General features: G+C 70.9%; 15 protein-coding genes. 4 read left to right on the plus strand and 11 right to left on the minus strand.

Features of this window, described 5'->3' with window-relative positions; genetic code table 11:
* Nucleotides 1-235 precede the first annotated feature (235 nt).
* Nucleotides 236-2,458 carry a glycoside hydrolase family 15 protein gene (locus ACIA5G_RS38195; protein ID WP_395932350.1) on the plus strand — a complete coding sequence of 741 codons (2,223 nt, stop codon included), beginning with the start codon at nucleotides 236-238 and terminating at the stop codon, nucleotides 2,456-2,458.
* Here ACIA5G_RS38195 and ACIA5G_RS38200 read toward each other — a convergent pair.
* The 5 genes from ACIA5G_RS38200 to ACIA5G_RS38220 all read right to left on the minus strand — a co-directional run bounded on the left by ACIA5G_RS38200 (nucleotide 2,446) and on the right by ACIA5G_RS38220 (nucleotide 6,908).
* On the minus strand, nucleotides 2,446-3,315 hold the full coding sequence (locus tag ACIA5G_RS38200) for a hypothetical protein (protein ID WP_395932352.1): 870 nt from the start codon (nucleotides 3,313-3,315) through the stop codon (nucleotides 2,446-2,448). The two genes, ACIA5G_RS38195 and ACIA5G_RS38200, sit on opposite strands and share 13 nt — an antisense overlap.
* A complete protein-coding gene (locus tag ACIA5G_RS38205) occupies nucleotides 3,312-4,646 on the minus strand; it encodes a hypothetical protein (RefSeq protein ID WP_395932354.1) in 1,335 nt (444 codons plus the stop codon). Before ACIA5G_RS38205 ends, ACIA5G_RS38200 begins: the two co-directional genes overlap by 4 nt.
* Nucleotides 4,639-4,944, minus strand: a complete 306-nt coding sequence (locus ACIA5G_RS38210; protein ID WP_395932356.1) for a DUF6403 family protein — start codon at nucleotides 4,942-4,944, stop codon at nucleotides 4,639-4,641. Before ACIA5G_RS38210 ends, ACIA5G_RS38205 begins: the two co-directional genes overlap by 8 nt.
* 96 nt (nucleotides 4,945-5,040) lie before the next feature.
* Nucleotides 5,041-5,910: a hypothetical protein gene (locus tag ACIA5G_RS38215; protein ID WP_395932358.1), complete on the minus strand. Its 870-nt coding sequence runs from the start codon at nucleotides 5,908-5,910 to the stop codon at nucleotides 5,041-5,043.
* Nucleotides 5,907-6,908 carry an SPFH domain-containing protein gene (locus ACIA5G_RS38220; protein ID WP_395932360.1) on the minus strand — a complete coding sequence of 334 codons (1,002 nt, stop codon included), beginning with the start codon at nucleotides 6,906-6,908 and terminating at the stop codon, nucleotides 5,907-5,909. Before ACIA5G_RS38220 ends, ACIA5G_RS38215 begins: the two co-directional genes overlap by 4 nt.
* Before the next feature lie 83 nt (nucleotides 6,909-6,991).
* On the opposite strand from ACIA5G_RS38220, the gene ACIA5G_RS38225 reads away from it, so the two are divergent.
* A complete protein-coding gene (locus ACIA5G_RS38225) occupies nucleotides 6,992-7,669 on the plus strand; it encodes an NUDIX hydrolase (protein ID WP_395932362.1) in 678 nt (225 codons plus the stop codon).
* A 325-nt stretch (nucleotides 7,670-7,994) separates the two neighbouring features.
* On the opposite strand, the gene ACIA5G_RS38230 is transcribed toward ACIA5G_RS38225, so the two are convergent.
* Nucleotides 7,995-9,140 carry an FAD-dependent monooxygenase gene (locus tag ACIA5G_RS38230; protein ID WP_395932364.1) on the minus strand — a complete coding sequence of 382 codons (1,146 nt, stop codon included), beginning with the start codon at nucleotides 9,138-9,140 and terminating at the stop codon, nucleotides 7,995-7,997.
* 87 nt (nucleotides 9,141-9,227) lie between these two features.
* On the opposite strand from ACIA5G_RS38230, the gene ACIA5G_RS38235 reads away from it, so the two are divergent.
* Nucleotides 9,228-9,920, plus strand: a complete 693-nt coding sequence (locus ACIA5G_RS38235; RefSeq protein WP_395932366.1) for a TetR family transcriptional regulator — start codon at nucleotides 9,228-9,230, stop codon at nucleotides 9,918-9,920.
* A gap of 15 nt (nucleotides 9,921-9,935) precedes the next feature.
* Here the strand turns inward: ACIA5G_RS38235 and ACIA5G_RS38240 are convergent, their stop codons facing one another.
* The 4 genes from ACIA5G_RS38240 to ACIA5G_RS38255 form a co-directional block, all read right to left on the minus strand.
* Complete coding sequence (locus tag ACIA5G_RS38240) at nucleotides 9,936-10,538, minus strand: hypothetical protein (protein ID WP_395932368.1); 603 nt, start codon at nucleotides 10,536-10,538, stop codon at nucleotides 9,936-9,938.
* Nucleotides 10,539-10,601: 63 nt separating this feature from the next.
* Complete coding sequence (locus ACIA5G_RS38245) at nucleotides 10,602-13,445, minus strand: glycoside hydrolase family 2 TIM barrel-domain containing protein (RefSeq protein WP_395932370.1); 2,844 nt, start codon at nucleotides 13,443-13,445, stop codon at nucleotides 10,602-10,604.
* A gap of 184 nt (nucleotides 13,446-13,629) precedes the next feature.
* Nucleotides 13,630-14,634, minus strand: a complete 1,005-nt coding sequence (locus ACIA5G_RS38250; RefSeq protein WP_395932372.1) for a LacI family DNA-binding transcriptional regulator — start codon at nucleotides 14,632-14,634, stop codon at nucleotides 13,630-13,632.
* 49 nt (nucleotides 14,635-14,683) lie between these two features.
* Entirely contained in the window at nucleotides 14,684-16,075 is a 1,392-nt protein-coding gene (locus tag ACIA5G_RS38255; protein WP_395932374.1) for an amino acid permease, read from the minus strand.
* Between the two features lie 160 nt (nucleotides 16,076-16,235).
* Between ACIA5G_RS38255 and ACIA5G_RS38260 the strand changes: the two genes are divergently transcribed.
* Nucleotides 16,236-17,141, plus strand: a complete 906-nt coding sequence (locus tag ACIA5G_RS38260; RefSeq protein ID WP_395932376.1) for a glutaminase — start codon at nucleotides 16,236-16,238, stop codon at nucleotides 17,139-17,141.
* A 1-nt stretch (nucleotide 17,142) separates the two neighbouring features.
* On the opposite strand, the gene ACIA5G_RS38265 is transcribed toward ACIA5G_RS38260, so the two are convergent.
* Complete coding sequence (locus tag ACIA5G_RS38265) at nucleotides 17,143-20,577, minus strand: DEAD/DEAH box helicase (RefSeq protein ID WP_395932378.1); 3,435 nt, start codon at nucleotides 20,575-20,577, stop codon at nucleotides 17,143-17,145.
* Between the last annotated feature and the right edge of the window lie 35 nt (nucleotides 20,578-20,612).

A 20,612-nucleotide genomic window follows, 5' to 3' on the forward strand; every position in this document is an offset into this window, starting at 1 on the left:
CAACCCCGATCCGAAGCCAGAACACGGCCGACGGCACCGGGTCAAGGCATCTTTCCCGCCTTGACGCGGCGCTGTCGGCCGTAGTCACAATCAGGCGTCGGGGTGGCGGAGAGCGAGAACCCTCCACAGCAGGGCTGAATCGATAAAGTCCGATCGGACATTGCCTGTCACCAAAACGTGGCCCAATATGTTGCCGCCCACAACATATTGACGACAACGCCGTCGGAGGGTCCCGATGATCAGGTGGAAAGCAGTCCTGGCCTGCGCCGGAGCAGGAGTCCTACTAGCCGCCACACTGCCCGGCACAGCCCTGGCAAGCGGCACCGCAACCGACTGCTGCGGCAGCGGAGCCTCCTGGGCAACCGGCAACAAGTCCGCCCTCGGCACCTCGACCACCACAAACAGCCCGGTCTGGTTCACCGTCGCCGACGGAGTCACGTCCGAGGTCTTCTACCCCCGCGCCGACGTCCCGAACATGCAGGACATGCAGTTCGTCGTCACCGACGGCAGCAGCTTCGTCGACCTGGAACGCGACGCCACCAACCACGTCGTGACGATGCCCGACGAGAAAGCCCTCCAGTACACCGTCACCAACACGGCCAAGAGCGGCAAGTACCGCATCACCACCGACTACGTCACCGACCCGGACCGCGCGACGCTGGTCAGGAACACCCGGTTCCAGTCCCTCGACGGCGGCAGCTACCGGCTCTACCTGCTGGCCAACCCGTCGATGGCCGGCGGCGGCGCCAACGACAACGCCTGGTGGGACGGCAGCGCCCTGATGGCGAGCGGCACCGAGACACTCTTCGGCGGCACATCGACCACCGTCGTCTCCGCACTGCGCGTCTCCACCGGCTTCACTGCACACGACAACGGCTACAGCGGCGCGGCCAGCGACTGCCTGGTCGACCTGCGCGCCGACAAGAACCTGACCAACCAGTTCGACAACATCGCCGGCACCGGCAACGTCGTCCAGTGTGGACAGATCCCGGTCGGCTCGGACACGACGTTCACCGTCGCGCTCGGCTACGGCAGCACCGCCGCGGCGGCAACATCCAATGCAAGCGGTTCACTGAGCAGCGGCTTCAGCACGGTCGCGGGGAACTACCGCAGTGGCTGGAACTCCTACGTCGGCAGCCTCAAGCCCGCGCCGGCCAGCGTTTCCGGGGACACCCAACGGCGTCGCGCCTACTACGTCGCGGCGATGGCACTGAAGACTGCCGAGGACAAGCAGCACCCGGGCGCGAGTGTCGCGGGCCTGGCGACGCCGTGGGGCAACTTCACCAACGGCGACCAGCTCAACGACGGTTACCACCGCGTCTGGGGCCGTGACCTCTACCAGCAGGCGACCGGCCTGCTGGCCGCCGGGGACACCGCGCAGGCCAAGCGGATGGCCCAGTTCCTGTGGAACTCGCAGTGGATCGGCAGCCCGACCGCGGGCGACGGGACGACCTACCCCGCCGGCTCCTTCCCTCGGTACAGCCCGGTTTCCGGTGTTACCGGGGCGAGCGCCCAGCAGCTCGGCTGCTGCGAACAGCTCGACCAGGACGCCGACGCGATCCTGCTCGCCTGGCTGACCGGCCTCACCGACGCCACGACGTACGCCAAGGTCAAGACGACGGCGAACCACATCGTCGCGACCGGCCCGGACACCACCGAACGCTGGGAGGAGCAGTACGGCAAGTCGCCGTCGTCGGTGGCCGCCGAGATCGCCGGGCTGATCGCCGCCGGCGCGATCGCGCGGGCCAACGGTGACACCGCGAGCGCGACGTCGTGGGAGTCCACAGCGGACTCCTGGCGCAACTCCCTGGCCGGCTGGACCGTCACGACGTCCGGCTACTGGGGCGGGCATACCTACTACGAACGCCTCGACCGCAGTGGCAACCCGAACGACACGGGCACGATCTGTTTTGACGAGGGCTGCTTCTACGAGCACGACGTCACCGACTTCGGGTTCCTCGACCTGGTCCGCCTCGGCATCCGCCCGGCGAACGACACGACGATCGCGAACTCCGTCGCCCCGACGGCGGCCGCGTCCGACGGCAACGCCGCGATGCAGGTGACCCTGCCGAACGGCGACGTCTACTTCCACCGCTACCCGCACGACAACTACGGCGAGAGCACGGCGACCTGCAACGGCTGGCCCGCGGGCGGCAGCCAGCGGTTCGGGCGGCTGTGGCCGGTGCTGTCGGGGGAGCGCGGCCAGTACGAACTGGCCAACGGGCGGTCGGCGGCGGTCCACCTCAAGTCCATGGCGGACTCGGCCAACGACGGCTACTTCGTTCCCGAGCAGGTGTGGGACCGCGCCGACGTCGGCTGCTTCGGGCTGGGCCGGCCGACCGGCAGCGCGGGCCCGCTGATGTGGGCCGAGGGCCAGTACCTCCGGCTCGCGCAGAGCATGGACGCCGGCCACAACCTCGACACACCGTCGATCGTGAAGTCCCGCTACGGCACCTGAGTGCTCAGTTTCCGGGCCCGGGTCAGCAGCTTTTCGACCCGGGCCCGCAGCTCGGGGGTCTCACGATCCAGATCCGGCAGCAGGTTCGTGTAGTCCGACACGAGACTCCGGTAACCGCGGGCGAACTTGGTCTTGTCCTTCCGGCGCGCGTAACGCTTGTCGAGGTCGATGATCTCCTGGGCCAGCACGGCGGCGGCCGCCGACAACTCCGTCCGCGCGTCCGCTTCCGAGTCACGTCGTTCCTGGCGGGCCAGCGCCGTCCGTGCGGTGCGCCGGGAGGCGAGGTACAGGGCCGCCGAGCCCAGGAGCACCGCGGCGACCGAGGCGGCGGCGATCAGGTACCTCGGCAGGGACGGGCTGACCGTGCGGCCACCGTCAGGGATCGCGCCGGAGCGCACCAGCAGGTCGTAGTTGACCACCGCCACCTTCAGCGCGTCCACCGGGCGGTCGGTGAAGGCGTCGATGCCGTTGCCGATCATCGACTCCGCGACGAACGCCTTGCCGAAGTTCTTGTTGTCGCCGCCCGGCAGCTGGGCGCAGCCGTACTTGTCGTAGTCGTCACCGTCGCGGCTCAGCATCAGCGCCAGCGTCCCGTCGGCCGCGCCGGACACGCTGTCGCACGCGTCGCTCAGATCCGTGCCCGGCTCCAGGAACGCGACGGTGAGCCGCCGGTTGCCGATCACGCGCTCCGCGGCCGTCTGGTCGAGTGATACGCCCGGTGCGACGTACACCGACGAGGACCGCAGCTGCCGGGCGACCGGGCCGTCGAACACCCCCGCCGACCACACCGCCCAGCCCGCCAGCACCAGGCAGCCGAGCACCGCGACGCCGAATGCGCTGCCGAAGAGCCGTTTCACGCGAGCCTCCCCTGCAGGAACACGGCCGGCCGGTAGTCGGTGCGGCCGAGCAGCTCGGCGGTCGTGTCCAAATCGGACTCGGCCGCGTCGAGCAGACCGTGCACGTGCTTGTCCGGCAGCTTCTCGTCGAACGCTTCCCGGGCCGCCGTCAGCTGCGTGATCCCGCGGGTGAGCGACGCGGCCGACGCGCCGTCCGTCAGGCTCGAGACCTCCACTGCGAGCGCGGTCAGCCCGGCCAGCCGCGCGGGCACACCGACCCCGGTGATCCGCGCCGGCCGCAGCACCCGGCGGGTGGAAAGGGCGAGGAACCCGACCGCGCAGGCGGCGAACAGCCACGGCAGCGCGGGCAGCGCCACCCGGAGCGGGTCGAACGGCACGTACGGCAGGGGACGGTCGAACAGCCCGGCGTACCGGATGGCCGTGACCCGGTCGAGCCACGCGCCCAGGACGTTGCGCTGCGGGTAGGCGTATTCGCTGAGCCGGTCGGCGAACTGGCCGTAGAAGCTCGCCGTCGCGACGTCGGCGAACGCGGCGGCCGACGGACCGTCGTACTCCACCCACGAGCCGTACAGCACCACGATCGGGCGGCCGGGGAATTCCTGGGCCAACGCCGGTCCGAAGTGGACCAGCGGCTGGCCCACCGGCTGCTGCGGCAGCGCGACGTACAGCGGCTGGGCGCCCGGGAACGCCGCCGTCGTCGCGGGGGCGTCCTTCAGGTTCGCGCCCGGAGCGACGAACCGGCCGGTGCTGCGGAGCTCCGCGGTGGCGGCGGCCAGTTCACCGGCGGTCGGGTCGCGCCGCGCGAGCGCGGGCTGGTCCGGCACCTCCGGCTGGTGGTTCAGGTGGGTGATCAACGTGGTCAGCGACTCCGTGACGTCGCCGGTGGCGAACTGGCGGATCCACTCGCTCGCGCGGTCGGCCGAGGCCTGCAGGATGCCGCCGCTGACCTCGGTGCCGACCACGCGGACGGTCGCGTCTTCGACGTCGTGCACCCGGTCGCGGGCCTCCTTCGGGAGCCCGGGCGGCGCCACGAGGATCCGCAGGTCGGTGCCGCCGGCCGCGGCTTTGACAGCTCGGTCGTCCCAGGTCGCGATGGCGCCCGGCAGCCGCACGACGGGGGAGGCCTTGACCATCGCCGTCAGCTGTTCGGCCGATGGGACGGTCGCGCCGCTCAGCTCACCGGCCGAACCCTCGGGGATCGGGTCCTTCGCGGCGGGAGCCTGGCCGTAGCTGACGTTGGTGCTCTGCTTCTGCACCAAGAGGAAGGTCACCAGGACGGCGACGGCCGCGGTGAGCAGGATCCACCGGAGCCGGTCCACACGGTTAGCCATGGGCTGCCGCCCGCCAAAGCTCGTCGGCACGGACGGCGTGGTCGTGGGCGGTTTTGGCGGCGCGCGGGCCGCCGTGGGCGGCGGCGATGGTCTCGGCGCGGGCCAGCAGTTGCTCGGCTTCGGGCTGGGGCCCCGCGGCGGCGTCCCGGCTCACGGTGGCGCTCTCGATCGCGGCCCGCGCGGCCGACCAGGCCGTCCGGCGGCGCAGGTCCCGGTCCCGCCACCGGGGCACGGCGACCACCCCGAACCCGGCGACGGCGACCACCACCGCGGCGAGCACCCACACCACCCACGTCATCCCGGCCACCTTCGCACTTCGATCTTCGGCGAGGCCGTCATTCTGACTGGCGGGCGACGTGAGTGTGACAACGTTGCCGCATTGTGTCCCAGTCGATCACCGGACCAAGTGGACGGTCTTCGCAGCCGGGACGAACGTCGCGGTCTGGCCGCGAGTGAGGGCGACACTGTCGGTTTCGAGGCCGTCGCCGAACGCGACCAGGCGGTCCGACTCGACCTCGACGGTGAGCGGCGCCGACGTCAGTTCGCCTTCGGTGCACGAAGTCCCGGTTGTCGGTGACGGCCACGCCTCCCGCACGAACCAGACCAGCCGCGTCTCCCCGGGCGCGGGCAGGCGCAGGGTGCTGCGGCGTTCCTGCCACACCGAGCCGCACCAGCCGGTCGCACCGGTGCCGGTGCCGACCAGGATCCCCGACGACGCCTGGCGCTCCGGCCGCCCGCCACCGACCCCCAGCCGGTAGCGGGCGGTCTGGTGGCCGGCGTGGCCGAGATAGATCTCGTTGAGGGCGAGGAGCTGCTGTCCGTCGTCCGCGGTGAGCTCGGCCATGGTGCGGTGCTCGACGTCGCCGGTGGCGCGCACCAGATCGGCCACCGCGGCCGCCGGGTGCCGCACCAGCACACCGGGGGCGCCGGGCGCGATCCCGATCACCGGCTGGCCGTCGAGGTACTTGGCCACGTTGGCGATCAGGCCGTCCTGGCCGACCACGACCACAACATCCTCCGGGGTGAACAGGAACCGGTCGAGGTCGCCGCGTTCGACTTCGCCGCGGCGCCAGTCCAGGGGGATCGCCGCCGAAACCGCGGTGAGCGCCGCACGCACGGCGGCGTCCGCCTCGGTCACCTCGGCGAGGTCACGGCCGCGCGTGCGGAGGAAGAACTCGGCCTGGCCACGGGTGCCGTGCCGGGCGAGCAGTTCGTCGAGCTCGGTGCGGCGGTGCACCACCACGATGCGCGGGGCGAGGCTCACGACCGCACACCCAGCTTGGTCAGCAGCGGCGCGAGCAGGTCGGGCGTGAGCACCAGGCTGTCGATCTGGGGCAGGTTGCCGGCCAGGTCCTTGAGCGCGAGCCCGGTGAGCACACCTTCGGGCAGATCGCGGTAGGCGGCGAGCCGCGCGGCCTCGCCGGCCGCTTCCGCCTCACCGAGCGCGCGGGTGCCGTCGGCCTTGACCTGCGTCAACCGCATCTGGCGCGACGCCTGCGCTTCGGTCTCGATGTGGTTCGCCGCCGCGGCTTCTTCGGCCTGCCGTCGAGCGTTCGCGCCGCGCTGGGCGAGCAGCTGCTCCTCACGGCGGGCCAGCTCGATCTGGCTCTGCAGCTCGTTTTCGCTGATCGCGCGCTCGCGTTCGACGGCCATGGCGCGCCGCTCGTAGGTCGCCCGGTCGGCTTCCTGCTGCACTTTTTCGCGCGCGGTCGTCTGCAGCGCCTTCTCGACCTCCGGCTCGGCCCGGATGGCGACGACCCGGACGTCGACAACGGCCGAGCCGGTCTGCGCGAGGCGGGTGTCCTCCTCGGCCAGCCCGGCGCGGATCCGGTCGCGGACCGCGCTCACGCCGTCGACCAGCGCGGTCGCCAGGTCGATGCGGGTCAGGACCTCGACGGCGTACTGCTGGACGTTCTCGGTGAGCAGCCCGCTGATCTGGCCGAGGGGATCGCTTCTCCAGCGCCCGGTGTCCGGGTCGATGGAGAAGTCGATCCGCTGCGCGGCCAGGGCCGGGTCCTCGATCCGGAAGGTGAGGGCGAGCTGGACGGTGACGTCCTGGAAGTCGGCCGTGCGGGCGTGGAACAGCAGCGGCAGCTCGCGGTCGTCGACCGGCACCTCCGAGACGACCGCGGTCAGCGGCCGGTACCAGAACGACAGCCCGATGCCGTCGTGCGCGAGCTTGCCGCGGCGGAAGTGGCGGATGTGCACGGTGGGGGCGCCGCGCAGGTGCCGGAACCCGAAGCGGCGGTTGATGTCAGCCATGATCTCTCCTCTTATCGTCTCCTTGACGATATGTGGTGACCGGCCTAATCGTCAAGCTGACGATTAGCGGGTAGGGTGGTGGCATGGGTCACCCGCCGTTCGCCGTCACCGTGGATCTGGTCGTGCTCACCCTGACCGGGGACGAGCTGTGCGCGCTGCTGGTGCGCCGGGGAGTTTCGCCGTACCTGGGCGAGTGGGCGCTGCCGGGCGGGTTCGTCCGCGCGGACGAGGACCTGTCCGACGCGGCGCGGCGCGAGCTGGCGGAGGAGACGGGACTGGCGCCGGGGACCGTCCACATCGAACAGCTGGCAGGCTACGGCGCGCCGGACCGGGACCCGCGGATGCGGGTGGTGACGGTCGCGTACCTGGCGCTGGCGCCGGACCTGCCGACGCCTCGCGCGGGCACGGACGCGGCGGAGGCTCGTTGGGCTCCGGTGCGTGTGCTGTCGGCCGAGCGCCTGGCGTTCGACCACAACCGCATCCTGGCCGACGGCGTCGAGCGGGCCCGGGCGAAACTGGAGTATTCCCCGCTGGCGACGGCATTCTGCCCACCGGAGTTCACGGTCGCCGAGCTGCGGCGGGTGTACGAGCTGGTGTGGGACACCCGGCTGGACCCGCGAAACTTCCACCGGAAGGTGACGGGCGCCGAGGGGCTGCTGGAGCCGACCGGCCGGACGACCACCCGGGACGGTGGCCGCCCGGCGCAGCTGTATCGGCGGGGGAAGGCGGAGCTGCTGTACCCGCCGATGCTGCGGGCTTGACGACGGCTGCGGGGGCTCCGCAAGCTCCGCCCCCTTCGCCTGCTCCGGCCCGCCCAAACGCCCCAATGTGGCGTTGGGTGCATCTGACGCACTCAATGTGGCGTTCGGTGCGTCCAACGCACCCAACGCCACATTGGGGCGCTCGTCTGCGCAGGTCGGACGCGGCGCGGGTCGAGGTGAGCCGGGGCGAGGCGACCCGCTGCGGTGACCAGCGGCTGCACCCGGGTGGGCTGGGTCAGGCGGGCCGGAGTGGCCGGTCGCGTGTCCAAGTCGGGCCGCGCGGGCAGGCGCGAGGTGCCGCGTTGGCCGGCGCCTCGTGTCCGGGTCAGGCGGCGCGGGCCGGGACCAGTCGACGTGCGGCGCTCACCAGCGGCACCAGCCGCGTGCCGAGGTTGCGGGCCGCCAAGCCGCGTCGGGTGGCTGGGATCAGCAGGGCCGCCGCCGTGGATACGTTGCGCTGCTTCGGTTCCACCAGTTTTCGGTGCGTCTCCTCGTACCGTCGGAACGCCGAGGCCGCGTCGTCCGGAGTCCGCTCCAGCTCCGTCGCGAGCGTGTACGCGCCCGCCATCGCCAAGGTCGAACCGTCGCCGAACAGCGACACGGACGATGCCGCGTCTCCGGCCAGGACGATGCGCCCGGCGTGCCAGCTGTCCATCCGCACCCGGCTCACCGCGTCGAAGTACAGGTCGTCGGCCTCGCGCACACGCTCCAGCAGCTCGGGTACGCGCCAGCCGGCGCCTTCGTAAGCCTCGGCCAGCATTCGCTTGTGCAGCGCGGTGTCCCGGTAGTCGAACCCCGGCACCGCGTCGCCGCGGAACATGAACGCCGCGATCCCGTGGCCGCGCGACGGGTGCACCGCCACCGCACGGCCAGGCGAGTTGTACATGACCAGCTCGGTGCGGTCGGCCGGCGGCTCGGTCAGGGGGAGCGTCGCGATGTAGACGCCCATGTGCTCGACAAACGCGGTCTCCGGCCCGAACGCCAGCCGTCGCACCGCCGAGTGCAGGCCGTCCGCGCCGATCACGAGGTCGAACCGCCGCGGTGCACCTCGCTCGAACGTGACGTCGACGCCGCCGCCGTCCTGCTGGAGCGAGGTGATCGAGTCGTGGAAGACGATCTCCGCGTCGTCGCGCGCCGCTTCGTGCAGGATCGCCGCGAGGTCGGTGCGGGGGAGTTCGATGTCGGTGCCGCTCCCGAGCACGCTCATCGGGACCCGCCCGGTCCGCCGCCCCGCGTCGTCCACGAACTTCAGTGACGTGGCATCAGTGCTCGCTTCGCGCAATTTCGCGGTGATGCCCATCCGGTCCGCGACCCGCGCGGCCGGTCCGCGGACGTCGACCGGGCTGCCGCTCGACCGCAGCCCGGCGGCGCGCTCGACGACGGTGGGCCGGAAGCCCGCCCGGGCCAGCCAGTAGGCCAGCGTCGGCCCGGCGACCCCGGCGCCGGAGATCAGTACGGTTCGCTCGGTCATGGTGTGCCCCCATCTCGGTCCTGACCATCGGTCAGTGTCGACCCTACGCTCCTGTCCATCGGTCAGGCAACCGGCTAGGCTCGCGAGATGACGGACGACACCCGCGCCCGGATCCTGCGCGCGGCGCTGGAGGAGTTCTCGACGCGCGGCTACCACGCCACCTCGGTGCGCGAACTGGCCGAACGGGTCGGCGTCACCAAGACCGCGGTGCTCTACCACTTCCCGGGCAAGGCGGACATCGTCACGGCGCTCGCCGAGCCGATGCTGGCCGACGTCGAGGCGGCGATGGCGAAGGCGGAAGACGCCGCCGATTCGAGGAGTGCCGCGATCGAGGGACTCCTCGACGTCTGGCTGAGCCACCGGTACCTGCTGCGGATGAACCTGCGGGACCTCGGCCTGACCGCGTCCAACGAAGTGTTCGAGCGGTTCCGCGACGGCATGCTCCGGGCGAACACCCTGGTGGCGGGCCCGGACGCGGACCTCGCGGGCCAGGTCCGGGCGGCGCAGGCGATCGCGATGCTCAGCGACCCGGTGGTGCTGTTCGCCGACGCCCCGGCGGGCGAACTCCGCGCCGCGGTCCTCGACGGCGTCGACCGGCTGTTCGTCACCGCAAAACCCGAGGTCAAGGCACGCCGCGGCCGGCCGACGGTGATGAGCCCGGAGACGATCGAGGCGGCCCAGCGCCTCTACGACGCCGGCCACACCCCGGCCGACATCGCCGCCGCACTCGGCGTCTCCCGCGCCACGATCTACCGGCACCTGCCTGGCGCAGAATATTGAGACGATTTGTGAGACTTATTGAGACGGCTCGGCGGCGACCTCGATCGCGGGCAACGCCGTCAGCTGCTGCGGAGTCATCCGCGAAGCCGCCTCGAACACCTTCTGCTGGTGGTCCTTGATCCGCTCGTCGACCAGCCGGCTCAGTTCGAAGGCCAGCCGGCCGGTCTGGCGGACCGTCACGTCGTCCACCAGCGGCCGCACGGCCGACGTGATGACGATGCCTGCGGCCTCGCCGCCCTCGGCCTGGGAGACGCCGACCGAGTAGGTCTCGCGCGGGTTGACCGGCCCGTCGAGCGAGAAGTCCCGGATCCGGCCGAGCAGCTCGTGCCATTCGGTGACCTCGCCCGGCACCCCCGTCGCCTCGACGTCGGCGACGGTCAGCCCCATGCCGCGGTCACCGGGGCGGAAACAGCGCGCGTACGAGTTCAGCGCCGACACCCACAGCGACTCGACGAGCACCGGATCCGGCCGTGGGTGGGCGAGCTCCGCCACCAGCCGTTCGCAGCACTTGAGGGTGAACTGGAGGTCGTCGAAGATCGCGACGAGGTCGCCGAGGCCCAGCGCGCCGGGCGTGGTCAGCAACCGCGCGCTCGACGGCGCCGTGGTGGAGTGGCTCATCCGGGGACGCTCCTGTCCTGGCGTGGACCTCCACGACACCGCATCCGGGGCATCCCGGGGGTCTCAATTTGCGACACCACCGCCCAGCGGCCGGAACCACAGGGTGAACGCGGTCTTCTGCGCCTCGAGCCGGTACTGCGGCAACACCCCGGGCCCGCACGACGCCGATCCCAGTCCGTGCTGCGCGACGTCCAAGGTCAGATGCATCAGATCGCCGGGCACCAGATCCGAAGCGTGCTGAGCGGCCTCCAGCTGGGCGGCGGTCCACCGCCGGGCCGTGAAGTCGAACGCCGGATCGCCCGCCACGCGGATGCCCGCGCCGGAAGGCGTTGTGAAACTCGCCCAGCGGACGTCGGCCCGGTTGCCGTTCTCCTGCGGGAAGACGTACGGCGTCTGCAGCCCGTCGACGCTGCTCGAGAACCGGCCGATCCGCGCCGCCTGGTGGCTGTCCGGGTACGCCTCGCCCGGGCCGCCGCCGAACCACTCGGCCGAGCCGAGTTCGCCCGGAACGGACATCGTGACGCCGAGCCGGGGGAGTGATCCCTCGAAGCCGTCCGGGGTCACCGCCACCCGGAGCCGCAGGCGGTCGGCGAACGCCGTCCACGTGTAGTCCGCGAACAGGCCGAACGGCTGCGCCGGCGGGGCGACGCGGGTGCGCACCACCAGCTCGTCACCGTCGGCGTCGACCGTGATGACCCGGTGCTGCATCCGGTGCAGGCCCGCCTCCAGCCAGCGTGACGCCTCGGACGGCCCCGGTGACGATCCGCGGTCGTTGTCCGTCGTCGCGCGCCAGACGTCCAGCCGCGGCCCTTGGACCGGATGCCCGCCGAGTGCGGTGAGCAAGCCGGTCGCCGCGTCGAACTCGCCTGCGCCGAGGAGCAGCCGCCCGGCCGTGCGGAACACCGGTCCACGGGGCGGCAACGCCGGGGTGGCGGGCGCGGGCGACACCGGCAGCTGACCCCATCCGACAACGTGCCCCGCGGGAGCCCACGAAGTCGCCGCGGTCAACGACGCGGACACCGTCAGCCACGACTCGCTCGCGGTAGGAGGCAACGAAGGCAGCGGCACCGAGACGCTCTGTCCGGAGAGGACAGCGGGAACATCGAGAGTGCCTCGGGCGACGTCGATTCCTTCGTCCTCGAGGACCCAGGTGAACGTCAAGTGCTCGGTCGAAACGAAGTCGTAGTGGTTCGACACGCGGATGCTGGACGCGTCGGCCGCCATCCGGACCGGCTCGATGATCTTCGCGTATTCGACCAGCCCCGGGGACGGCGTCCGGTCCGGGAAGACCAGGCCGTCGATCACGAAGTTGCCGTCGTGGATCGGTTCCCCGAAGTCGCCACCGTAGGCAAAACCCTCCGAAGAGGACAGGCCGTGGTCGATCCACTCCCAGACGAACCCGCCCTGGCAGTTCGGGTACCGCTCGAACAGCTCACGGTACTCCAGCAGCCCGCCCGGTCCATTGCCCATCGCGTGTGCGTACTCGCACAGCACAAACGGAAGATCCCGGCGCCGCTCGTTGTCGTCTTCGCGACGCCCGATCCGCTCGACGTCGTCGGGCGACGCGTACATGCGACTGTGGACGTCCACATAGGAACACTCGTGGTCGCCCTCGTAGTGCACCGGCCGGGTCGGATCGCGGTGGCGCACCCACTCCGCCATCCGCGCCAGGTTGTCACCGGTGTGGCTCTCGTTGCCGAGCGACCAGAGGATCACGCTCGGCCGGTTCTTGTCACGCTCCACCGTGCGCCGCATCCGGTCGAGGTACGCCTCCGTCCACATCGGCTCGGAGCTGGGGTTCCGGTCCCAGTCCAGCGGCCCGAACCCGTGGGTTTCCAGGTCGCACTCGTCGATCACCCACAGCCCGTACTCGTCGCACAGCTCGAGGAACGCCGGGTCCGGCGGGTAGTGGCTGGTCCGGACGGCGTTGACGTTGTGCCGCTTCATGAGCAGGACGTCGGCGAGCGCGGTCTCCCGGGACACCACGCGGCCGGAAAGCGGGTCGTGCTCGTGGCGGTTCACGCCGCGCAGGAGCAACCGCCGCCCGTTGACCTTGAGCTGACCGTCTTCGATCGTCACCGTCCGGAACCCGATCCGCACCGGGACCCGTTCGGCCACAGTGGACAGCGTGCCTTCGTACAGCCGTGGCGTCTCCGCGCTCCACGGCTCGATCGGCAGCTCCAGCGCGGTGCCCGCCGGATGCCCGGCGACGCCCAGCGAAGGGATGTCCAGCACGACATCCGGGCCGGTCTCGACCCGGACCGTGCCCAGTCCGGTGGTGTGGTCGTAGTCCGCGCGGACCCAGTAGTCCCCGATGCCGCCGGCCGGCCGGGCGAGCAGGGTCACGGCGCGGAAGATCCCGGACAGCCACCACATGTCCTGGTCTTCGAGGTAACTGCCGGCCGACCACTGGTGCACGCGGACGACGAGGACGTTGTCCCGCGGCTTCAGCAGCGGGCCGACCTCGAACTCGGCCGGCAGCCGGCTGCCCTTGGTGACGCCGAGCTCCGTGCCGTTGAGCCAGATCCGGCCGCACGAGTCGATCCCGTCGAAGCGCAGCAGTGCGGCTCCCGGCGGCCAGGAAGCGGGCAGGTCGAACCGCAGCCGGTGGTCGCCGGTCGGGTTGTCCGACGGCACGTGCGGCGGGTCGACCGGGAACGGGTAGTGCACGTTGGTGTAGGCGGGCTTGCCGTGGCCGTGCAGCTGCCACAGTGACGGCACGGCCAGCTCGTCCCACGCCGAGTCGTCGAACCCGGTTTCGAAGACGTCCGGAGGAGCCGCGGCCGGGCTCGGCGACAGCCGGAACCGCCAGGCGCCGTTCAACACCAGCGACGGCGCGTCGGAGGGGAAAGCCGCGCGCGGGGGCACTGAACCGTGGCCGGGGCCCGGGTCTTCGACGTACGACATGGAGTCCTCTCAGCCCTTGAGGGCACCGGCGGCGATGTTGCGGACGAAGTGGCGGGCGCCGAAGGCGAAGACGACGAGTAGCGGCACGATCGGGGACCCTCCGGGCGGGTGCCCGTGAACGTTCCCGTGAACGTTCACGGATTGCTTGGGAGTGTGCTCGACGGCGCGACCGGGTGTCAAGGGATCAGGCGGATTCGCGCAGGTGGAGCCCGGCGCGGACGATCAGTTCACCGGGTTCGAGGGGCGTGGATCCGGTCATCAGCCGGGCCGCCTGCTCGACGGCCAGCGCGCCGAGCGCGCGGGTGTCGATCGCGACGCTGGAGAGCTCCGGCTCGACCAGGGTGCCGAGCGCCAGCCCGTCGAACCCGATCACCGCGAGGTCGGCGGGCACCCGCAGGCCGAACCGGCGGGCCTCGCGCAGGGCGCCGATGGCGATCACGTCGTTGAAGGCGAACACCGCGGTGACGTCGGGGTGGGCGGCGAGCAACGTGGCCAGGGCCGCGCCCCCGCCGTCGACGGTCTGCGCGGCACGGGTGATCCAGCCGGGCTCCACCGCGAGGCCGTGCCCGGCCATCGCGCGCCGGAACCAGAGCTGCCGGATGCTCGGCTCGGGCCGGCGGTCGTGGTCGAGCATCCCGATCCGCCGGTGCCCGCGCGAGACGAAGTGGGCGACGGCCTCGCGGATGCCGTCTTCACCGTCGATCGAGATGCCGCTGAAGCGCGGCGTGCGCGGCTCGCGGCCGATCAGCACCACCGGGATGCCGGGGGTGAGCCGGTCGAGGTCTTCGTCGGACCGGCTGAAGTAGCCGACCACCGCGTCGACCTGGGCGCCGATCACCCGGAGCGTGGCGAGCTCCTGCTCGAGGTCGTCGGCGGTGTCGTAGACGACCACGTGCCAGCCGCGGGACCGGGCCGCCTCCAGCGCGCCGGAGGCGACCTCGGTGAAGAACGGGTTGAGCAGGTCGGGCACGACCAGCCCGATCGTGGTGGTGTCCTGCCGGACCAGGCCGCGGGCGAAGCGGCTGGGCCGGTACCCGAGCGCGCGGGCGGCGTCGAGGACGCGCTGCTTGGTCGAGCCGTCGATCTCGGCCTTGTCGTTCAGCGCGCGCGACACCGTCTGCCGGGAGACCCCGGCCGAGCGGGCGACGTCGTGGATCGTCACCCGCCGGGGTTCCGTGCTCGAGGACACCGCCCACCTCCTGTTCGGAGGTCGAGTATGCCCGCCCGCGGCCGGCGCGCTACCCGAGCGGGGTGCGTTCGCGGCGCTTCGAGATCACCCGCCAGCCGACCGCGAGCACCACCGCCAGCACCGGGATCGAGGAGAACGCGATCTTCTCCGCCCCGTCCGAGAAGCCCATCAGCACCACGACCAGGGCGAGGAACGCCAGTGTCGCCCAGCCGCTGTAGGGCGCCCACGGCATCCGGTAGGACGGGCGTTCCAGCTCGCCGCGCAGCGCGGCCTGGCGCAGGCGCATCTGGCAGAAGATCAGCGTCGCCCAGGTGGTGATCACGCCGAGCGAGGCGATCGCGATGGCGATGTCGAACGCCTCCTTCGGCACCAGGTAGTTCAGCACCACGCCGAGCAGGTAGGCGACCGAGGTGAACATGATGCCGCCGTAGGGGACGTGGCGGCTGCTCATCCGGCCGACGAACGACGGCGCCTCGCCCTTGTCGGCCAGCGAGCGCAGGATCCGGCCGGTGGAGTAGAGCCCGGAGTTGACGCTGGACAGCGCCGCGGTGAGCACCACCGCGTTCATCACGTCACCGATGCCCGGGATCCCCAGCCGGGAGAACACCGTGACGAACGGGCTCTCGTCGCCGTTGTAGAACGGCCAGGGCAGCAGCATCGCCAGCATCAGCACGGACCCGACGTAGAACACGCCGATCCGCCACACCACTCCGTTGATCGCCTTCGGCAGCACCTTGCGGGCGTCCTTCGTCTCGCCGGCCGCGATGCCGACGACCTCGATGGCCGAGTAGGCGAAGATGACCGCCTGCAGCGTCATCAGCGCGATCCCGATGCCCGCCGGGAAGAATCCACTGTGGTCGGTCAGGTTGTGCACGCCGGCCGGGGTGCCGCCGATGTCGGCGCCGGCGAACACCAGGCCGAGCGCGGTGACCAGGAAGACGACGATGGCCAGCACCTTGACCACCGAGAACCAGAACTCGAGCTCGCCGAACAGCTTCACCGACAGCATGTTCACCGCCAGCAGCACCCCGAGCGCGACCAGCGCGGTGATCCACTGGGGCACGTCCGGCAGCCACTTGTGGACGTAGATCGCGACCGCGGTGATCTCCGCGATCCCGGTCATCGCCCAGTTCACCCAGTACATCCACCCCGAAGCGAAGCCGGCCCACGGGCCGATGAACTTCCGCGCGTAGGTGACAAAACTGCCGGAGCTGGGCTCGTGCAGGACGAGCTCGCCCAGCGCCCGCATCACGAAGTAGGCGGCCACCCCGCAGATCGCGTAGGAGATGACCAGCGACGGGCCGACCTGGTGGAGCTTGCCGCCGGCGCCGAGGAAGAGCCCGACGCCGATCGCGCCGCCGATGGCGATCATCTGCACTTGGCGGTTGCCCAGCGCTTTCGAGTAGCTTTCACCTTTTTCGGTGAGCAGCGAGGAATCCATGGTTCCGGGACGCTAGAGGTTGTGCGGCAGGTCACCAAGCACACTAAGGAAGACTTAAGGTGTGCGAGAGATCACTCTAGGAATTCCCCTAGTGTCGCCCGGTTTCGATTTGACAAGGCCCGCCGCGTGAAGCGGTCGGACGGCCTTCTACGCTACGGCCGTGGATCTCGCGGCGCTGCTGGACCGGATCGCCGACGACGTCGCGCCCGAGGTCGGCCGCGGCGCCGTCGCGGACTACATTCCCGCCCTGGCCCGGGTCGAGCCGCGGCAGTTCGGCATGGCGGTGGCCGAAGTGGACGGTGCGGTGCACGGCGTCGGCGACTGGGAGCGGCCGTTCTCCGTGCAGAGCATGTCCAAAGTGTTCACCCTCGCGCTGGTGCTGTCCCGGGGTGACGGCGTCTGGACGCGGGTCGGCCGCGAGCCGTCCGGCGACCCGTTCAACTCGCTGGTGCAGCTGGAACACGAGGACGGCATCCCGCGCAACCCGTTCATCAACGCCGGCGCGCTGGTGGTGACCGACGAGCTCGCGCAGCACGGCGACGCGGTGGCCGCGCTGCTCGCGTTCCTCCGCGAGGAAAGCGGCCGGGCGGACATCACCGTCGACCCCGAGGTGGCCGCGTCGGAGGCGGGCCACGCCGACCGCAACCGCGCCCTCGCCTACTTCATGGCCTCCTACGGCAACATGCGCCACCCGGTGCCGTCGGTGCTCGACCAGTACGTCCGCCAGTGCTCGATCGCGATGAGCTGCGCGGACGTCGCCCGCTCGGCGGTGTTCCTGGCCCGCCACGGCGTCCGCAACAACGGCACCCGCCTGCTCGGGCTGAGCGCGGCGAAGCGGATCAACGCCGTGATGCTCACGTGCGGCACCTACGACGCGGCGGGCGAGTTCGCCTACCGGGTCGGCCTGCCGGGCAAGAGCGGCGTCGGCGGAGGGATCCTCGCGATCGTCCCGGGCCGGTGCGCGGTCTGCGTCTGGAGCCCGGGTCTGGACGCGCGCGGAAACTCCGTGGCGGGAGTGTCCGCATTGGACCGGTTCACCACGTCGACCGGCTGGTCGATCTTCTGAGTCAGCCGGATTCGGGGCTTGAGGACGATGTCGCCGCGATTCCGTGACGAACAGGCAGGGCTGCGGCCACTACGTCGAAGTATCGCTGGTCCTGCCAGCGGCTCCGATCGCCGATGACGTACAGCCGGCGCTTCGCTCTCGAGACCGCGACATTGAGCAGGTTTGGCTTGGCAGCGGCCCAGCGCCGTGCTCCTTCACTCGCCGGGTTGCTCCCCAGCACGAGCACGACTACATCGGACTCTTGTCCCTGCACGGTGTGGACCGTGCCCACCTCGATGGCAGTGCCCGGCCGCCGCCGCACCACGCGCTGAGCGCCCCGGATCACGTCCCGGAACGGGCTGACCACTCGGATGGCCCCGGGAGGGACCCCGAGGGTGGCGAGCTCGTCGAGCAACAACCCGAGCTCTTCTCCCTCGGCCGGTACCCAGTGCTTTTCGGAGTGGTTCGCCGGGACGTCAATCCACTCGTCGTGCCCGGGATAATCAGGGCGCTCGCCGGTGCCGTAGACCATGAGTTCGCCGCCGTACGCGATGCGATTGGAGATTTCGAACATCGGCCGGTCACAGCGGCGGTGCACGCGAAGCGGAGCGCCCACCCAGGTTGACCCGTCTCCGATCGGATCGGGTAGGGAGGTGCCGAATCTATTGAGCCGATCTGCGGCCCGCTGTGCCGACGTCGCGTCGGGAAGCCACTCGTCGGCCACGCGATAACGCTTGAGCAGTGCCGCCTGCGCGGTGGAGGGCAGTGTCACGATCGGCTCCAGCTGCTGAGGATCCCCGACGAGCACAGACCGCTTGGCCCGCCAGATGCCCCCGACCGTCTGCTGGGGCGTGGCCTGCCCCGCTTCGTCGACGAAGAGCCATCCCAACGCCTCGGGGCCGAGTCGGCCGAACAGCCGCGGAAGTGACGCGAAGGTCGTCGAGATGACCGGGACGACGAGGAAGAGCGTCTGCCAGACCGCGAGCAGTGTGTCCTCTCGGAGCGTCGGGTTTCCGCTGAGCACTGCCTCGGCTGTGGTGAGGTTGTCGCGCATCGGGGCGCCGGCGCCCAGCACGAATGCTTTGTGCAGTTTCAGCGCCTCGAGGGTGACCTGGTTGCGGGCGGCGGTGAACTCCGGGTCGGCCCAGGGCGCGCAGAGCTGAAAGGCGTTGTCGTCGGCGAACTGCGCTGGGTCCGGAACGTGACCGGGCCAGCGGCTGTGCGCGGTCGCGATGAATGATGTGGCCGCGGTGAGCGCGGACCTGGCCCGCTCGATGCCGCCGTCGATGTCCTGCAGTCGCGCGGCAAGGGCCGCACCTTCCGCGGCGAGGTGTCGGAGCGCAGCAGACCACTGTTCCACCACCTGCGCGGCGTGGTCACGCTGGTGACGAAGCCGAACGTGTTCGGTGTTCCATTCACGGCCCGCTCGGAACAGCGTCGAGATGGACACCCAGAAGCCGGGTCTGTCCGCCCGGTGCTCGTGGTGGATCCGCGCGGCGCGGTCCAGAGCGGCCGTGGCGATCGTGTACCCGTGCTGCGAATCGGCGACCCGCTTTCCCAAGAGCGCCTGCTGGTGTCGAAGGTGCGTCGAGGTGGCCTCGGCAGTCCGCAGGTCGGACTCCAGGCCGGGGCGGTTTCGCAGGGCTCGAGCCACCTGCTCGCGCTCTGCCGCCAGGCGGGTGCACGCGGCCTCGGCGTCGCGGAAGCGCCGGACGGCGGTGGGCCAGTCGTCGAAGGAGCCGGGCTCGTCCCGGGCGTTCCGGAGGATCCGTTGCATCCCGGGGATGTCCGGCGTCGGGTTCTCGTCGTCCGCCTGTACGGACTCCTGGCCCCACCAGAACCGCTTGGCGAACTGGCCGCAGTTCTTGCGGTTGCCCAGCGTGGCGGCAAGGAGACCCCAGGCCGGCTTGTCGAGTACGTGCGTGGCCAGTTCGCGAAAATAGTCGACTGCGAGCGCCGCGTCTTCGGCACTGCCGACCGCCCCGATGCCGGGAATTTCCGCGGTCACGTTGGCAGCTGCCTTGTTCCCGGACGTGGCCACGAGGATCTCCGAGCCGGTCACGACCGGCGACAGCCCCCGGACGGATGCCGAGAACCGCTCGGTGATCTTCACGCGCTGGATTTCACCCGTGAATGCTTCGGCCGGCGCCGACAGCCCGGCGAGCGCGTGCGCCCGCTGCACCAGTACGGTGGCGATCACGTCCCGGAGCAAGGTGGTCTTCCCGGTTCCGGGCGGGCCGTTGACGGCGAACACACCCCCGGCCGTGCCGAGTTCGGCCGTGATCCGATCGACCGCGAACTGCTGGCTCAGCACCAGTGGCTTCACCGGGTCGCCGGGCCACCGCCCGAGCGGCAGCTCCGCGGGCGCGACTCCGTCGAGCACGGCCTGCGGTGTGGCACGAACGTCAACACGGTCGCGGACCGGCACGGAGTCGGCGTCGGAGATGAACTTCTGGAGGCCAGGACCGATTTCGCTGGTTCGCACCGACTTCGCGATCTTGGCGAGATCGTCTGAGAAGAAGCTGTTGAGGAACGTGCTGTCCCGTGCGTCGGCGGCGTCTCTGACCCGCACCTTCGAGCACTGGATCCGGATTCCACGCGGGTCGAGCGCGGTCGTGACGCCAAGCGCCTCGGCAAGCTCCGCGGTGAACTCGTGCAATGCCGCCGCAGTGAGCTCGAAGCGCGGCGTGCGAGGACCGGCGTCGGCGGGACTGGCACTTGGTGCTTCCGTTTTCTTCCTGGGACTCAGGAGCTTCTCGGCGAATGTTCCGGCCACTGCACCGGCGATGCCGCCGACGACCGGGCCGGCCAGCGAGCCGATCGCGGTCGCGGCAGCCGTGGTCACCGCCGCACCTGTCGCCTTGGCGCCAGCCCCGGCAGCTTCGCGCGCTGCCTCCTTCGCGTGGTCGCCCAGAGCCTGCGCCGCTTTGCGGGCTGCGGAGGTGCTCCGGGGTTCGCGAGACGGTGGCGCCAGCTGGTCCAAGCCGTCGGTGAAGCCGCTTTCTTCGGCGTCGAAGCCGTCGAGCCAGTGTTCCGCGTCCGGACCATGGCTGCCCAGGCGCCCGAGTGCCCATGCGCAGGCGGAGAGCGCGCCGGAACCTTCGACCAGGAAGCCGCTGGCGTCCACCGTGAACGCGAACAGAGCGGCTTGACCGGAACTGCGCCCGTCTGGGGGCGTGGCGTCATCGCCGAACGCGCGAGCCAGGGTCTCCCGGATCGATGTCAGTTCGTAAAGGCCGCCGTAGACGGTGAACTGCCAAGCCAGCGTCCTGGGCAGCGGGCGGGCGGTGACGGGATGACCTGGGGACCACGGGGTGCCATCCCGCGGGCCAAGGTCGAAGATCAGCTGGTCGGCGCCGAGCCCACCGCTCCGGTCCACCTTCGGCGCGGTCGCCGGACTGAGTGTTTCGACGGCACGCCAGAACTCCACCGTGCGCGCACGACTGTCCCCCTGCATGAGCCCCCTCACGTCTGTGGCGACAGTCACTGTAC

This window comes from Amycolatopsis sp. NPDC051758 (genome assembly GCF_044453095.1).
Classification (GTDB): Bacteria; Actinomycetota; Actinomycetes; order Mycobacteriales; family Pseudonocardiaceae; genus Amycolatopsis.